This window comes from Streptomyces sp. NPDC048211 (genome assembly GCF_043202315.1).
In the GTDB taxonomy this organism is placed as follows: Bacteria; Actinomycetota; Actinomycetes; order Streptomycetales; family Streptomycetaceae; genus Streptomyces.
On record NZ_JBIDAD010000031.1, the window covers coordinates 15,444 to 31,261 of the forward strand.

The following is a 15,818-nucleotide window of genomic DNA, read 5'->3' on the forward strand; positions in this document are numbered from 1 at the left end:
CGTTTCAGCGCATGCTGATCCGCGCCCTGGCGTCCTGCCCCCTGTACAGGAGCGCACAGAGCCGCGCCCGGCACGCCTCATCCAATCCAGTGCAGGTCGGGGCGACCAGGAAGTTCGACCGGCAGATGGAGAGGCCCGCATACTTCTGCCGGTGAGCACGGCCAGTAGGTACGCCGTTCCGGCCGGGCCACGCAGACCAAGGGGGACCACAGCTGTGAGCGACAACAAGTTCGGCGAGCGGCTGCACGCACTGCGCACGGGAGCGGGCATCAGCCAAGAACGGCTCGCGCAGCGGGCGGGGATCAGTGTGCGGGCGCTGTCGGACATGGAGCGCGGGCGGACACGAGGGCCGCGGCAGCGCACGGTGGAGGCATTGGCAGCGGCCTTGGGCGTGGATGGCGTTGTGGGCCAGGAGTTGGAGGACGCCGCCCGGTCGGGTCGTCCGCGGGCCGTCGGCGGGACGGGGCCCAGGTCGTCGGCCGGGACAGGGCCAGGCACGGGGGCGGCCGGGCACGGGCTGGCGTTGCCGCGTGATCTCTGTGACTTCACCGCCCGCGGCCCCGCCCTGGCCGGGCTGCGGGTTCTGGCCGAGCGCCTCGATCCCGCCCGACCGCCGGTCGCCGTGGTCTGCGGGCAGCCCGGGCTGGGCAAGACCGCCTTCGCCGTGCACGCCGCCCATACTCTGGCGCCACGCTTCCCGGACGGGCAGTACGCCGTCGACCTGCGCGGCATGGACCCGAATCCCACCCCGCCGCGCGAGGTGCTCGCCCGGCTTCTGTACGCGCTCGGTGTGGCCGAGACCGCTGTCCCCGCCTCGACCGACGAGCGCAGCGGTCTGCTGCGCTCGGTGCTGCGCGAGCGCCGGGTGCTGCTCCTTTTGGACAACGCCGCCGACGAGGACCAGGTCCGCCCCCTGCTGCCCGGCCACGGCGCCTGTCTGACGTTGGTCACCAGCCGCCGCTCGCTGGCCGGCCTGGAAGCCGTCCACCGCACGGGGCTGGCTCTGCTGCGCCGGGAGGAAGCGGTCGAACTCCTCACCCGCGTCATCGGGCTGGAGCGGGTCGAGCGGGAGACACAGGCCGCCCGCGACCTCGCGGGACTCTGTGGGTACTTGCCCTTGGCCATGCGCATCGCCGCCCAGCGCCTGGCCTCCCGGCCCGGCGAGACCCTGGCCAAACTCGTGACGCAGCTCACCGCTCACGGGGACCGCCTGGACACCCTGCAGGCAGGCTCCCTGCAGATACGGTCCGCCTTCGCCTTGTCCTACCGTCAGCTCAGCCCGGCCGCCCGCACCGTCTTCCGCCGCGCCTCACTCGCCTGCGGCCCCGACTTCAGCCCCACCACCGCAGCCCTCCTCGCAGGCATACCCCCGCGCCAGGCCGCGCGCTGCACCGAACGGCTGACCGACGCCGGACTGCTCCAGCCCCACTCCACCGCCGACCGCTACCACTTCCACGACCTCCTGCGCCTGTTCGCCGCCGAACAACTGGTCGAGGATGACGATCCCGTCCAGATCGCCGCTGCCCAGGACCGGGCCGCCCACTGGATCCTGCGCCGGGCCACCGCCGCCGCACTGCGCTTCGATGCCGACCACCACCAGGACGCGCCCGAAGGCGACCCCGACCTGGCCACCGCGCCCACCGACCGCGAGCAGGCCCGGATCTGGCTGGAAGCCGAGCGGCCCCAGTGGCTCGCGGCCCTGGGCCAGGCCCAGGCGGCGGGCCGGCACCAGCAGGTCATCGACGCCGCCGAAGCGATGCACTGGTTCTCCGACATGACCGCGCACTGGGAGCTGTGGCCGGAGGTGTTCCAGCGGGCCGTCGACTCCGCCCGCGCGCTCGGCAGCAGGCGCGACGAGGCCGTCCACCTCAACTACCTCGCCTGGGCCCACACCTTCTGCCTCCACGACTACCCCGCCGCCCTGACCGCCGCACAAGCCGCCCTGGCCGCGGCGTACGAGGCCGCGGACCAGCTCCAGACCGGGTGGGCCCTGGGCTACGCGGCGGGAGCGCTCCGTCGGCTCGGACGGACCGACGAATCCATTGTCCGGCTACGCGAGGCAGCCACCCACCTCAGCAACCACACAGACGTGAAAGTCCGCCTCGCCGAACTCACCATTCTCAATACCCTGGGCCAGCACCTGCGCTACGCCGGCCGCGCGGACGAGGCCCTGGTCATCCACCGGCGTAGCGAAGCTCTCTGCCTGGCTGGAGTGCCGGGGACGCCGCACGACCTCGTCGCCTCTTATCTGGCGCAGACCCGCCACAATCTCGGCAGCGACCTCATGGCCCTGGGGCAATGGGGCCTGGCCGAATCCCCCTTGCGTGCCGCCTTGGCCCATTGGGAGGCGGGCCGGATGCCTGCGTGGAGCGAACCCGTCCGCCTCGACCTCGGCATTACCCTGCGCCAGCTCAACCACCACCACGAGGCCCGCGCGGCGTTGACCACGGCGCACCTCGCCCTCGTCGGGCTGAACAATCCCCGCCGGCGCGAAGCCGCCGACGAACTGCGCCAAGTCACCGCGGGGTTCGGCATCGCCGACCAGTCGATCGGCTGAGACGCGTTGTTCCTCCCCGTCGGACATCGGTTTTGAGGCCACCGCCGGGTGAGGCGCTGTCGCCAACACGGTCACCCAGCGGTGCCCGCCGCGCGATTCGTCGGCGGTCGGGGCGAACGCCGTGGGCGGTGCCGAGCGTCGACGCCGGGGCTTGCGCGTCAGTCCTTTGCCGCTTGACTGAGAAGTTCCTGGAGACGCAGGCCTCTGGCCGCGTCGATGCCCGTGCCGGTCCCGGTCCGGACAGCCGTCGCGAACTCACGCCGGAGCACCGGCCAGCACTCCTCGTGATCGATGTCCGCGGTGTCGTAGACGAGTTCCTCGTCGGGGCCGAAGAGCTCGACGCGCGTCCGGCCCCGGGGCAGGCTGACGCTGCCCGAGAGGGATGCCTGACTGATCGCACCGTTCTCGTGTTCGCACGTCAGCTCGATCCAGCGGCGGGGGTCGCCGGTGCCCCGTACCGTGACGATCGGGGCGACCGCGCTGTCCAGAAGATCGAGCAGATGGGGTCCGAGATCGAGCAGCGCACCGTGCTCCAGTCGCCATCCCGTCGCGAACTCGCCGCCGAGGAAGGCGCCGTGCAGATAGCAGGAACGGGCCCCGAGGACCCGGCGGGTTGCCGCCTCGGCCAGGAAGGCACGGGTGGCCGGGTGGTAGCGCTTGGTGAGGACGAGCTGCGAGATGACGCCGTGTTCGGCGACGGCCTCCGCCACCGCACGGGCTGCGGCCAGGTCGGCACCCAGGGGCTTCTCCAGCAGCAGCGCCCGGCCTGCCGCGGCCGCCTGCACGGCCAGCCCCGCCTGGACGGCGGGGGGGCACGGCGAAGGCGACCGCCTCGCAGTGGTCGAGGAGTTCCGCGAACGAACCGGCGGCCCGGGCCCCGTGCGCCTGGGCGAGCTCGGCGGCGGCTTCCGGCCTGCGGGCCCAGACCGCGGTCAGAACGGTCTCGGGCCCGGCGGCCAGCATCCGGGCGTGCATGGCACGGGCCCAGGGGCCGGCGCCGACCAGCCCGACGCGGACGGGCGGGTGGGGCCAGTCGTCTCGGACCGGGGCAACGACGTGGGACATGGCACTTCTCCGTGGGTGGTGCGGGGAGGGGGGTGAGGGGAGCCGGTACGGGTGCGGTCAGCTCTTCTCCGCGGCGCGGGCGAGTGCGGCAAGCCGGATGTCGGCCATGTCGGGCGCGTAGAGGTGGTCGACGACCATGGCGGCCGCCCCGAGCAGAGCGGCCCGGTCCCCGAGGGTGGAGGTGGTCACCTGCAGGTGGGCGGTGGTCCGCGGCAGGGCCCGCTGGTAGAGGAGTTCGCGTACGCCGGTGAGGAAGGGGGTCCCCGCCAGGTCGCCACCGAGCATCAGGACGCCCGGGTTGAGCAGCGTGACGACCGTGACGAGCACCTCGCCGATGCGCTGTCCGGCCTCGCGGGCGAGGCGGACCGCGACCGGGTCCCCCGCCGCGAGGTGCTCACGCACGTCGGAGCCGGACGCGGTGGGCACACCGGCGGCGGTGAGCTGTCCGGCGATGGCCCGTCCGCTGGCCACGGCCGCCAGGCAGCCGTAGGAACCGCACATGCACAGGGCGTCGGGGCGGTCGTGGAGCCGGATGTGGCCGATGTCGCCCGCCCCTCCGTCGATCCCCCGGTACACCTGTCCGCCCACGACCACTCCGGCGCCGATTCCGGTGGAGACCTTGATCAGGACGAAGGCCGCGCAGTCCGGGTGGTTCTCGCGCTGCTCGGCCAGGGCCATCAGGTTGGCGTCGTTGTCGACGAACACGGGGAGCGGATCACTGCCCGCGGGCCTGCCCACGTGCTCGGCGAAGGCGTCCCGCAACTGCTCGCGCACCGGGAACCCGTCCCAGCCGGGCATGATCGGGGGCTGCACGATACGGGCGGACTCCCAGTCGACCGGGCCGGGCACGGACAGGCCGATCCCGCAGACCCGGTCCGGTGTGGTGCCCGCCCGGTCCAGGAGCGGGCCGAACCAGCGGGCGAGCCGGTCCAGGACCGGCTCGGGGCCGTCGGCGATGACCAGTTCACCGGTGTGCTCGGCGAGGATCCTGCCGGACAGGTCGAGGACGGCGGCGCGGCCGTGCCTGGTTTCGAGGTCGGCGACGAGCACCACGGCATGGGTGGGGTCGAACTCCAGCCGGGCGGAGGGGCGTCCGCCGGTGGACGTGCCGGTGGCACCGCGCAGCCAGCCGGCCCCGAAGAGCTGGTCGAGGCGGTTGCCGACGGTCGACCTCGACAGCTGTGTGGCTTGCTGCAACTCGCCGCGTGTGGTGGCTTCGCCGCTGCGGATGAGCTGGAGCAGATGCCCCGCGCTCGCCTGATTTCCTGTCATCCCCGCCGTCCTCGTGTCCTGTTCCGTCCCGTGCCCCGGGCCTGGTGCCGCCCGGCGCCGGCTCCGTACCGTCCGTGGCCTGCCTCCAACGGCGCCCGGGTCACCGCGGTCGACGCGCTCGACGGACGCCTCGCCACCGCCCGTGAGTACGGCGCGCGCCGTACACTCAACGCCCGCACCGACACCGTCGCCGAGCGCATCCGCGAGGCCACGGGCGGCACCGGCGCGGACGTCGCCATCGAGATCAGCGGCGTGTACCCCGCACTGCACGAGGCCCTGCGCTCGGTCACCGTGGGCGGCCGGGTCGTCGCGTCCGGCTTCTACCAGGGCGACGGGGCGGGCCTGCGCCTGGGCGACGAGTTCCACCACAACCGCGTCCAGCTCATCTGCTCGCAGATCGGCGGCGTCCCTCCGCAGCTCGCCGGACGCTGGACCGTCGAGCGCCTCCAGCAGACCTTCCTGTCCCTGGTCGCCGAAGGCCAGGTCGATGTGAAGTCGCTGGTCAGCCATGTCGTGCCGGTGGCGGACGCCGCCGAGGCCTACGTGCTGCTGGACGAGCGGCCCGCCGACGCGCTCCAGGTCGTCCTGGAGTTCTGAAGCCCCCGGGGCAGCCGCCCCGCGTCACCCGTTCCCTTCCGTCAGCCCGCCTGACGTCACCACCGCGCGCGCTGCCCGCCAGCGCCGAAAGGCATCCCATGCTGAAGACCGCCTGCCAGGAACAGCTGCTCCCCGGCGACACCCTCCAGGAGAAGTGGGCGTTTGCCCAGGACGCCGGCTTCGACGCCGTCGAACTGCGCTCCGCCGGCGAGTTCCGGTTCCGCGACCGGCTGCCCGAGCTGAAGCAGGCGCGCGCCGACGGCGTCGTCATGCCGACCGTGTGCGTCGACATGCTGCACTTCTTCGCGGCGTTCGACGAGGACCTGCGCCGGGACGCACTGGAGCAGATGAAGTCGCAGCTCAGCGTGGCGGCCGAGATCGGCGCGCTCGGTGTGCAGACCCCCGCCTCGTACGGGATGTTCTCGCGGCGGCTGCCGCCCTTCGAGCCGCCGCGCACCGAGGAGGAGGACCGCGAGGTGCTGCTCACCGGACTCACCGAGCTGGGCGAGCACGCCCGGCAGGAGGGCGTCACCCTCTATCTCGAACCGCTGAACCGGTACGAGGACCACATGGTGAACCGCCTGGACCAGGCCGTCGACCTGATCCGCGCGGTCGGTCTGGACTCGGTCCGCATCGGTATCGACAGCTACCACATGAACATCGAGGAGGCCGACCCCTCGGCCTCGATCCTCGCCGCGGCCCCGTACATCGGCCACGCCCAGGTCAGCGACTCCAACCGGTTCCAGCCGGGCGCCGGTCACCTGGACTGGCCGGCCTGGATCGCCGCGCTGCACAGCATCGGCTTCGACGGCTACCTCGCCGCCGAGTGCCGGCTGACCGGCGACCCCGTCGCGGCCGTCCGCTCGATCCCCGCGTTCCTGCGGAGGTCCGGCGCATGACCTCGCTGCTCGAAACCCCCGTGCCCGCCGCCGCCGACGCCCTGACCCTTCGGCGCGGCGCGGCACGGGTCCTGCTGGCGAACTGGACGGGCGGTTCGACGGTCCCCTCCCGCGGCCTGTACCCGCACCAGTGGAGCTGGGACTCGGCGTTCATCGCCATCGGCCTGCGCCACCTCTCGGTACGGCGCGCCCAGCGCGAGCTGGAGACCCTGCTCGGCGCCCAGTGGGCCGACGGGCGTGTCCCGCACATCGTCTTCAGCCCCGCGGTCCCCCTCAACGCCTACTTCCCCAGCCCGGACTTCTGGCGCTCCTCCCGCTCCGGTGCGGCGGCCGGTGCCCCGGCCGGGACCGAGACCTCCGGAATCGTGCAGCCGCCGGTGCACGCGCTCGCCGCCTGGCTGGTGCACTGCGCCGACCCCGAGGCCTCGCGCCGCCGCGGCTTCCTGCCCCGGGTGTACGGGCGCCTGGCCGCCTGGCACGACTACCTCACCGGCCCCCGTGACCTGGGCGGCGGCGGCCTCGCCGCGATGGTGCACCCGTGGGAACCGGGGATGGACAACAGCCCCTGCTGGGACGGCCCCCTGGAGCGCGTCGAGCCGGCCGCGCCCGGCACCTACCACCGCGCCGACCTCGATCACGGTCAGCCGGCCGAGCGCCCCACCGATCTGGACTACGGGCGCTACGTCCGCCTCGCCACCGACTACCGCGACAGCGGGTACGCGGACGCGGGCACCGACCACGCGTTCGCCGTCGAGGATCCGTGCGTCAACGCGCTGCTCATCGTCTCCGAGCACGCGCTCGCCCGGATCGCCGCCGAGACCGGCGCCGACCCCGGACCGCACGAGGAGCGGGCGGCGCGCCTGACCGGGGCGCTGGTGGAGCGGCTGTGGTCGCCCGCCGCGGGGATGTTCCTCAGCCGCGACCTGGTCGGCGGCCACCTCATCGCCGAACGCAGTGTCGCCGGCATCATCCCGCTCATCGTTCCCGGGCTCCCCGACGCGGTGGTGGAGGCACTGACCGCCACGACCACGGGTGACGCCTTCCGGCTCGGCAGGCTGCCGATGGCACCCTCGTACGACGTCACCGGACCCGCCTTCGACCCTTCCCGGTACTGGCGCGGGCCCGCCTGGTTCAACACCAACTGGCTGCTGGAACGCGGTCTACGGCAGTACGGCCGAACGGCCGCGGCGGACCGGCTGCGCACCTCGATGCTGGCCGCCGCGCAGGCCAGCGACTTCGCCGAGTACGTCGATCCGTTCACCGAGCAGGGCCGGGGCACCCGCGACTTCGGGTGGACGGCGGCCCTCACCCTCGACCTGCTGGCCGCCGGCCGGTCCGATGAGGACCCCGCTCGCCCGGACGGCCCTTCGAACGGAGCACGGGCATGAACGGCACCGCGGCCACGACCACGCTGGTGCGCGCCGGCACCTTCGCCGTCGTCGGCGCGGACGGCGGTGTGACCGGCAGCCACGGCACCTCACCCGACGGACTGTTCCTGCGCGACGCACGCCATCTGAGCCTGTGGTCCCTGACCGTCGACGGCGCGGCGCCCGGCGTGCTGGTCCCGTCGGCCGGCGAGGATTCCGCGCGCTGCGTGCTGACCCCGCCGGGCACCCGCGACGAGCCCCCGGCGTACACCGTCTTCCGCGAGCAGGCACTCGGTTCCGGGGGGCTCACGGAGCGGCTCCTGCTGGTCAGTAACCGTACGGAGGCCACCACCGCACTCGTTGCCCTGAGCGTGGACTGCGACTTCGCCGACCAGTTCGAACTCCGCTCCGACGGGCGGCGTTACGGCAAGGACGACGCCCGTCGCACCGCCCTCCCGCGTCCCGGCGGAATCGACTTTGCCTACGCGCGCGGTGACTGGCTCTCCCGTACGACGGTGTCGGCGGTGCCGTCCCCGTCGGCGACCGTGCCGGTCGAGGGGCGGGAGACGGCCCACCGGCTGGAGTGGCGGCTGGAGCTGCCCGCACACGGCACGGCGGAACTTCTGCTCACCGTCGCGGCACACCCGCACGGCGCGACCGCCGGCCCGGCACCCGCTGTCGTGCCGTCGCGGGCGGCGGCGGACCGGGCAGCCGACATCGCGGGCTTCGTCGGTGACGAGCCCCTGCCCATGCCGGCGGACGCGCCCGCGGGACTGGCCGCCGCCTGCGCCCGGGGGTTGAGCGACCTCGCGGCACTGCGGGTGCCCGCCGTCGGACCGGACGGGGAGGACCTGACGGTGCCCGGGGCCGGAGTGCCCTGGTTCCTCACGCTGTTCGGCCGCGACTCCGTGCTCACCTCCCTCTTCGCGCTCCCCTACCGGCCCGAGCTCGCGGCGGGCACGCTCGGCGCCCTAGCGGCGACGCAGGGCACAAAGTACGACGCGTACCGCGGTGAGCAACCGGGCCGCATCGTCCACGAGATCCGGCACGGCGAACTGGCCCACTTCCGCCAGGTCCCGTACGGCCGCTACTACGGGTCGGTGGACTCGACCCCCCTGTTCCTGGTGCTCCTGGACAGCTACACCCGGACCACCGGCGACCGCGCCCTCGCCGCCCGGCTGGAACCGCATGCCCGCGCGGCCGTGGCGTGGATGTTCCGGGACGGCGGCCTGGACGACGGCGGCTACCTGGTCTACACACCCGATCCCGAGGGGCTGGTCAACCAGAACTGGAAGGACTCGGCCGGAGCGATCTGCTTCCTCGACGGCACTCAGGCCGAAGGGCCGATCGCGGTGGCCGAGGCGCAGGGCTACGCGTACGACGCGCTGGTACGGACAGCCCGGCTGGCCCGCGCGGTCTGGGACGACGCCGACTGGGCCGACGAACTGGACACGGCAGCGGCCGCGCTACGGGACCGCTTCCTGCGGGACTTCTGGATGCCGGGCCCCGGCTTCCCCGCGCTCGCGCTGGACGGCCACGGCCGGCAGGTCGACTCCCTCGCCTCGGACGCGGGACATCTGCTGTGGTCGGGAATCCTCGACCGCACGCACGCCCACCTCGTGGGGCGGCGCCTGCTCGAACCCGACTTCTTCTCCGGATGGGCCATCCGCACTCTGGCCTCCGGTCAGCCCGGCTACCACCCGCTCTCGTACCACCGAGGAAGTTGCTGGCCGCACGACAACGCGGTGGCCGTGCTGGGGCTCGCCCGCTGCGGCCTGGCGGACGAGGCCCGCACGGTCGCGCGCGGTCTGCTGGACGCGGCGGCGCACCACGGTGACCGGCTGCCGGAGGTGATGGCGGGCTACGGCCGCACGGACCATCCGCGCCCGGTGCCCTATCCCCACTCCTGCTCCCCGCAGGCCTGGGCGGCGGCGACACCACTGGCCATACTCACGGCGCTGGGGCAGCGCCCCCTGGACGGCTGACGCCGCCGGCCGTCTGCAACCGGCGCCGGTCGTGGACGGCCGGCGGCCCAGCGCCCCTCAGGACAAGCCGTGACGACCCCGCCGCTCCAGTGACAGCGTTCGGCTCGCGGTACCGCGAGAGCCTGCTCGCCGGCTCGCGGTACCGCGAGCCGGCGCTCGGGGCCGAGCCGGGTCCGCGAGCGTGCGGACCGGACCGGGCCGTGCGCGGCAACACGTCGCACAACTCGAACAGGGCGTCGCCGCAGGCAAGTTCAGGGCGCCCGCCGAAGAGGGTCCCGGGTGCGCCATCGGCCAGCCACGTAGAGGGTTCACTCCTAAGGTCTGACATCAGATGTCGCATCGTTGTCGAACCTCAGGATGGTTGCACGCATGAGACGACTCATCCGCCATGTCCTGGTGGCCACGCTGTTCGCCGCGGGGATTGTCCCCCCTCAGTGCCCCGGGCGCCGCCACCGAACCCGTCAATCCCGCTCCCCCGGTGCAGCCCGGCCTCCGCGAATGGAGCGGCGGCCAAGGGGAGTTCAGCCTGACGAGCGGCTCGCGCATCGTGCTTCACCCCGCCGGTGCCGCCACGCTGGACACCACCGCCCGCACCTTCGCCTCCGACCTCGCCACCGTGACCGGGCGGAGCCTTCCCGTCGTCACCGCGGCCTCCGCACGGGCCGGTGACATCTTCCTGCGTTCCGACGGCACAGATGCCCGACTCGGCTCCCAGGGATACGCGTTGGACATCGGCGACGTGCTCGCCGTCCAGGCCGCCGGTGACACCGGGGTGTTCTACGCGACGCAGACGATCGAGCAGGCCCTCAAACTCGACGGCCACCGCACCGCGATCTCCCGGGGGACGGCCCGTGACTGGCCCGACACCGAACAGCGCGCCCAGATGCTCGACGTCGGCCGCAAGTACTTCCCGCTCAGCTACTTCAAGGCCCAGATCCGTGAGATGGCCTGGCAGAAACTCACGACCTTCCATCTGCACCTCAGCGACTGGTCGGGCTTTCGGATCCGCCTGGACGAGTTCCCCGGCCTCGCATCGGACGATGCCTACAGCCCGGCCGAACTGCGCGAACTCCAGGACTACGCACGCATCTACCACGTCGACGTCGTTCCCGAGATCGACGTGCCCGGCCACTCCAACGTCCTCACCGCCTACGACCCGTCGCTGCGCTCCGCCTGCGCGTCGATGGACTACGGGACGTGGCCCGGCGGCGAGCGCGGGGGGTGGACGCTGGACATCACCGAGCAGCACACCCGAGACTTCGTCCATGACCTCTTCGAGGCCGTCATTCCTCTGTTCGACAGCCCGTACGTGCACGTCGGGGGCGACGAGATCGGCCTGGACGACAAGAAGAACGCCTGCCCCGAACTCACCGCGTACCGCGACGCCCGCGGTTTCCAGTACACCGGTGACGTCTTCGTCGACTTCCTCAACACCCTGAACACTCAGGTCCGTTCGCACGGGAAGACCACCCAGGCGTGGGAGTGGTGGGACCAGTACGGCCAGAAGTCCTCGATCGCTCCCGACCGGACGATCGTCCTCGACGACTACATCGACCGTGACCCGACGCCCCTGGTCTCGAAGGGGTACACGGTGGTCGCCGCCCCCGAGCCGGTGCTGTACGTGAGTCCGGGGCTGGGCCGGAAGCCCGGCCAGTACGGATACGTCGATCTCCGTGACGCGTACGAGGACTACACCTTTCCCTCACCGGACACGGGCGGCGGGCGCGTCCTGGGCTACAAGGCCGCGCGCTGGGCGGACGCGGCCGAGTCCCAGAGCGTCGCCTTCTTCGACCACTTCGCCCGCAGACCCCTTCAGGTGCTGGCCGCGTGCACGTGGGGCTCGCCGCGGGAGTCCTCCGTCTGGGCCTTCCTCGGCCGCGTCGACGCGGTCGGTGCCCCGCCCGGCTCACCCACCGGGCATCTCACCGCGCTGTCCAAGGACGGGATGACCGCGAGCGCGGACAGCGAGGAGACCGCCGCGGAGGACGGCGGCGGCGCCGCCGTCCTCGACGACAACCCGTACACCGCCTGGCACACCGCCTACAGTGCGGCCACGGCGCAGTACCCCCACCACGTGGGCCTGGACCTGGGCGCCGAACGGCAGATCGCCGGATTCCGCTACGTGCCACGCCAGGACGGCGGAACCAACGGCCGGATCGGAGCCTGGACCTTCGCCGTCAGCGCCGGCGGAGACAGCTGGCGCACCGGTCCTGAGGGTGCCTTGCGCGGCCGGAGGAGATCCCAGCGGTGGGCGTACAGGTCCTCGATGACCGGGCTCGGGCCGTACACCTCGTGCCGCGGCTTCAGGACCCGGGCTCCGACCACCAGCACGCGCGGGATCGTCGGCAGTCGCCGCCTACGCCTGCGCCGGTCGTCGGGCGCCCGCCACCGCACCCTGCCCGCAACCCCCCACGCGGGCGGGCGGGTCCGGCCGCCGTGACCGGCGGCCGGACCCCGCGCGTGGGGCCGTCAGCCCGCCCCATCCCACCGGGGCGCGGACGCGGAGCCCCACGCGCGGGCACCGTCAGCTGTCCGCGCCGCCGCCTGGGACGACGCAGGAGCGGCTGTCCTCCCAGCCCCACCCGTCACCGTCCGGGTCGGACGAGCCGCCGTTGACGCAGTACGGATACCCGTTGGGAGCCGTGCCTCCGCCCGTCCCACCCTCGCCGGTGTCGGCGCCGCCGCCGGGAACGACACAGGAGCGGCTGTCCTCCCAGCCCCACCCGTCACCGTCCGGGTCGGACAAGCCGCCGTTGACGCAGTACGGATACCCGTTGGGAGCCGTGCCTCCGCCCGTCTCGCCTCCGCCGCCGTAGACGGTGGCGGTCTCGGAGGTGGCGGCGATGCCGTTGGCACCGTTGATGATGCGGTTACCCCAGGTGGTCAGGGAGTTCGCGTCGAAGCCGTTGACCATGTCGAGGTACTCGACGCCGCTGCCGTTGCCGCTCCAGGACCAGCCGATGTAGCCCACGCCCAGCGACTGCGCGGTCGCCATGATGGCGTCCTCGTCGGGGTTGCCGTCGCTGTGCTGGTCACCGAACTCGCCCACGACGAGCGGCAGTCCGTTGTCCGTGAAGTGGTGCAGGTAGTCCTGCACCTCGGCGGCGGTGTCGTAGACGCCGTACATGTGGATCGAGAAGATGGTGTTGCGGTCGGGGTCGGACGCGAAGACCGAGGCCGCGTTGTCCCTCATGGTCCCGGACCAGTCCTGACCCCAGTTGGGGGCGTCCACCATCAGTGCGTGGCCGATGCCGGCGTTCCGCAGCTTGCTGATGGCGCTCTTGGTGGCACCGGTCCAGGCCGCGGCGTTCGTGTTGCCGTACGGCTCGTTGCCGATGTTGACGACGACGTAGTCCTCCTGCCCCTCCAGCGCGCTCTTCACCCCGATCCAGTAGTCGGCGGCCTTGTCGAGGGTGCTGGCGGCACCGTCCTCGCCGTAGCCGGTGGTGTCGTGCACCTCCAGCACACAGATGACCTTGGCGGCCTTGCACTGGCCGATGAGGGTGGAGACCTGGGATGCGCTCGTCTTCGTCCACCGGTCGCCGCTGCCGAGGACGACGCGGACGGTGTTGGCACCCTTGGCCGCTATGTCGGCGATGGCGGTCGTCCGTTCGGGATACCAGGCGTAGGCGTGGTTGATCCCGCGCATGACGAACTCGTTCCCGTTCCCCTCGACGACGTGTCCGTTGCTGACACGGATACCGGTGGGCGCGGCCTCGGCCTCACCGACGGAAGGGCCGGCGATCGAGCCCAGCAGGCCCAGAGCGGCGGCGAACGCCATGCCCGCCGTTGTGAACAGTGTGCTTCTCGGCTTTCGCATTTCTCTCCTCGGATACGCATGCGGGTGCATGGACGGGTACGGAACGGGCCGAGGTCACGGAACGGGCGACACCCCATGACAACGATGTCCGACGTCCGCATGGGCCCGGGCGGGCACGCTGGGTGAGCGCCGCGCGCACTTCGGCGGGAGTGTCCCCGAAGGCAGGCTTCGCAGGCGTCGTGATGGTGGGGGCTTCGCCGGTCAACTGACGTCGGCCGACTGCGACTTCGACCGGAAGGAGGCTCGAACGGCTCGTCGCCACACCATGAGGCACCGGCTGTTACGTCCCTGTCAATAGCGTGTTCGTGATCCGTCCACCGCACAGAAAACCCTGGGCTTAGCTAAACCGCTAAACGCCCTGGCCAGCCCAGCCGGGTACCGAAGATGGATCGCGGACCAGCAAGAACAGGATCATCTGGATCGATTGACAGTCACGCAGCATCACCCTACGGTCCTCTCCAATAAACCGGTACAGGAAGGGAGTTCATCTCATCGCGCCACCGAGGCCAACCTCGCACCGCCCCTACCCTCCGAGCCGCGGCCCGCTTACCCCGGACGGGCCGGGGCGGTGGTCGGCGCCTGGCCGCCGGCCGGTGGCGCCCGACCGGGTGCGGGGTGCGCGCGCATGGCGTCGCACTCGGCCCACCCACCGCCACCGACGACCTTCACCCCCGAACGGCAGCGCACGGACGTCGGCCTGACCCGATCCCGGCATCGACCTCGGCACCGGTCCCGGCGCCCGCCGGTTCAGCAACAGAACGCGGCTGCGCCACGGAGGTTCCAGGCGCCGTGCGCCGGCAGTTCCCACCCGCACATGACCACGCGCGACCGCACACGGCGTGGACGCGTCGACACCCCGGGGCACCACCCCACCCGCCTCCCTTCATTACTAAACCTTGACCTTAACTAAACTGTTAACTAGACAACGTTGTCACTACGGGTCAGAGTGTCCCCCGGAGTGACGGAACCGCTCCCCTCACGAAAGGTGTGTGACGTGGCGGTGTACGGAGCACTGGACATCGGCGGCACGAAGATCGCCGGAGCGCTCGTGGACGACGCAGGCACGGTGATGGTGCGCGCGCAGCGGCCGACTCCGGCACAGAAGTCCGCCGGCGAGCTCATGGCGGCGGTGGCCTCGGTCGTCGACGAACTGACGGCCCACCCGATGTGGGGCGAGATGACCTGCCTCGGCATCGCCAGCGCGGGTCCGGTCGACACCGCCGCAGGCACGGTCAGCCCGGTCAACATCCCGGCCTGGCGGCGCTTCCCGCTGGTGGACGAGGTGGCCGCCCACCCGCGGCTGCCGGTGGGGCTGAGGCCGGTCCTGGTCGGGGATGCCGTCGCGATGGCCGCGGCGGAGCACTGGCGCGGCGCGGCGCGGGGGTTCGAGAACGCGCTGTGCATGGTGGTGTCCACCGGGGTGGGGGGCGGCCTGATCCTCGATGGCCGGCTCCGCACCGGCCGGACGGGGAACGCCGGCCACATCGGGCACATCACGGTCGACCTGGACGGTTCGCTGTGCCCGTGCGGCGCTCCCGGCTGTGTCGAGGGCTTTGCCAGCGGTACGGCGATAGCCGCGCAGGCGCAGGCGGCCGGGTGGTCGGCTCCTGCCGGGGTGGCCCCGACCGCGGCCGCGGTCGCGGAGGCGGCGCGGGCGGGGAATCCGCAGGCACGGGGGGCGTACGAGCGGGCGGCCCAGGCGCTGGCCGCGGCCATCTCCGCGACGGCGGCGCTCGTCGAACTCGACGTCGTGGTCATCGGTGGAGGCGTGGCGCAGGCCGGCGACACGCTCTTCGCTCCCCTGCGGCGGCGCATGGCCGACTACGCCGTCCTCGACTTCACCCGAGGGCTGCCCGTCGTACCGGCGCTCCTGGCCCTGGACGCCGGTCTCATCGGGGCGGCCGCCGTCGCCTCCTCGCAGCTCGGCACCGTCGCACTCGCGGCAGGGACACGTGCTTAGCCCGGGGTGAGCCTGTTCCGTGGCGCTTCGGCCCTCGGCGCGCCGGGTTCTGCGGCGCCTCGGCCCTCGGCTCCGTCGACGGGAGCCTCCCGTGACACGCAGTGAACGCTCCTCCCCCGTTGAACCGCGGCCTCCCCGCGCCGGAAAGCATCGTGGCTTCCCCGCCCGGTCCGGGCGGGGAAGCCACGATGCCTCGCGGATCCGCTGTCAGCTGTGGGCGGGTGCCTGGGCGGTGGAGCCGCGCGGGGTGAGGGAGGGGGTCGGTACCTGTACGGAGCCGGTGTGTTCGCCCTCGA

8 protein-coding genes and 2 pseudogenes are annotated in these 15,818 nt (G+C 72.5%); 7 read left to right on the forward strand and 3 right to left on the reverse strand.

Annotation, left to right across the window (positions count from 1 at the left end; translation table 11 throughout):
- Positions 1 to 214 precede the first annotated feature (214 nt).
- A complete protein-coding gene (locus ACGFZA_RS41450; protein WP_393686192.1) occupies positions 215 to 2,557 on the forward strand; it encodes a helix-turn-helix domain-containing protein in 2,343 nt (780 codons plus the stop codon).
- Positions 2,558 to 2,715: 158 nt separating this feature from the next.
- Here ACGFZA_RS41450 and ACGFZA_RS41455 read toward each other — a convergent pair.
- Both ACGFZA_RS41455 and ACGFZA_RS41460 read right to left on the reverse strand, forming a co-directional pair.
- Positions 2,716 to 3,622, reverse strand: a pseudogene (locus ACGFZA_RS41455) (Gfo/Idh/MocA family protein).
- A gap of 57 nt (positions 3,623 to 3,679) precedes the next feature.
- Positions 3,680 to 4,894, reverse strand: coding sequence for an ROK family protein (locus tag ACGFZA_RS41460; RefSeq protein ID WP_393686194.1), 1,215 nt, complete (start codon positions 4,892 to 4,894; stop codon positions 3,680 to 3,682).
- Positions 4,895 to 4,981: 87 nt separating this feature from the next.
- Between ACGFZA_RS41460 and ACGFZA_RS41465 the strand changes: the two are divergent.
- The 5 genes and pseudogenes from ACGFZA_RS41465 to ACGFZA_RS41485 all read left to right on the forward strand — a co-directional run.
- Positions 4,982 to 5,491, forward strand: a pseudogene (locus ACGFZA_RS41465) (zinc-binding alcohol dehydrogenase); the annotation flags it as partial.
- Between the two features lie 98 nt (positions 5,492 to 5,589).
- The gene (locus ACGFZA_RS41470) at positions 5,590 to 6,390 is read left to right on the forward strand and encodes a TIM barrel protein (RefSeq protein WP_385280961.1); all 801 of its coding nucleotides are present in this window, start codon (positions 5,590 to 5,592) and stop codon (positions 6,388 to 6,390) included.
- The gene (locus ACGFZA_RS41475) at positions 6,387 to 7,778 is read left to right on the forward strand and encodes a trehalase family glycosidase (RefSeq protein WP_393686196.1); all 1,392 of its coding nucleotides are present in this window, start codon (positions 6,387 to 6,389) and stop codon (positions 7,776 to 7,778) included. Before ACGFZA_RS41470 ends, ACGFZA_RS41475 begins: the two co-directional genes overlap by 4 nt.
- Positions 7,775 to 9,742 carry a glycogen debranching N-terminal domain-containing protein gene (locus ACGFZA_RS41480; protein WP_393686198.1) on the forward strand — a complete coding sequence of 656 codons (1,968 nt, stop codon included), beginning with the start codon at positions 7,775 to 7,777 and terminating at the stop codon, positions 9,740 to 9,742. The genes ACGFZA_RS41475 and ACGFZA_RS41480 overlap by 4 nt, the downstream gene beginning before the upstream one ends.
- Before the next feature lie 421 nt (positions 9,743 to 10,163).
- Positions 10,164 to 12,182, forward strand: coding sequence for a family 20 glycosylhydrolase (locus ACGFZA_RS41485; protein WP_393686200.1), 2,019 nt, complete (start codon positions 10,164 to 10,166; stop codon positions 12,180 to 12,182).
- A gap of 84 nt (positions 12,183 to 12,266) precedes the next feature.
- Here the strand turns inward: ACGFZA_RS41485 and ACGFZA_RS41490 are convergent, their stop codons facing one another.
- The gene (locus ACGFZA_RS41490; RefSeq protein WP_393686202.1) at positions 12,267 to 13,562 is read right to left on the reverse strand and encodes a cellulase family glycosylhydrolase; all 1,296 of its coding nucleotides are present in this window, start codon (positions 13,560 to 13,562) and stop codon (positions 12,267 to 12,269) included.
- 994 nt (positions 13,563 to 14,556) lie between these two features.
- On the opposite strand from ACGFZA_RS41490, the gene ACGFZA_RS41495 reads away from it, so the two are divergent.
- A complete protein-coding gene (locus tag ACGFZA_RS41495) occupies positions 14,557 to 15,522 on the forward strand; it encodes an ROK family protein (protein ID WP_393686204.1) in 966 nt (321 codons plus the stop codon).
- Positions 15,523 to 15,818: the final 296 nt, after the last annotated feature.

Excerpts from the sequence above, each read along its gene's own strand:
- ACGFZA_RS41460 (WP_393686194.1), bottom strand. The coding sequence starts at position 4,894 with ATGACAGGAAATCAGGCGAGCGCGGGGCATCTGCTCCAGCTCATCCGC.
- ACGFZA_RS41470 (WP_385280961.1), top strand. The coding sequence starts at position 5,590 with ATGCTGAAGACCGCCTGCCAGGAACAGCTGCTCCCCGGCGACACCCTC.
- ACGFZA_RS41475 (WP_393686196.1), top strand. The coding sequence starts at position 6,387 with ATGACCTCGCTGCTCGAAACCCCCGTGCCCGCCGCCGCCGACGCCCTG.
- ACGFZA_RS41480 (WP_393686198.1), top strand. The coding sequence starts at position 7,775 with ATGAACGGCACCGCGGCCACGACCACGCTGGTGCGCGCCGGCACCTTC.
- ACGFZA_RS41490 (WP_393686202.1), bottom strand. The coding sequence starts at position 13,562 with ATGCGAAAGCCGAGAAGCACACTGTTCACAACGGCGGGCATGGCGTTC.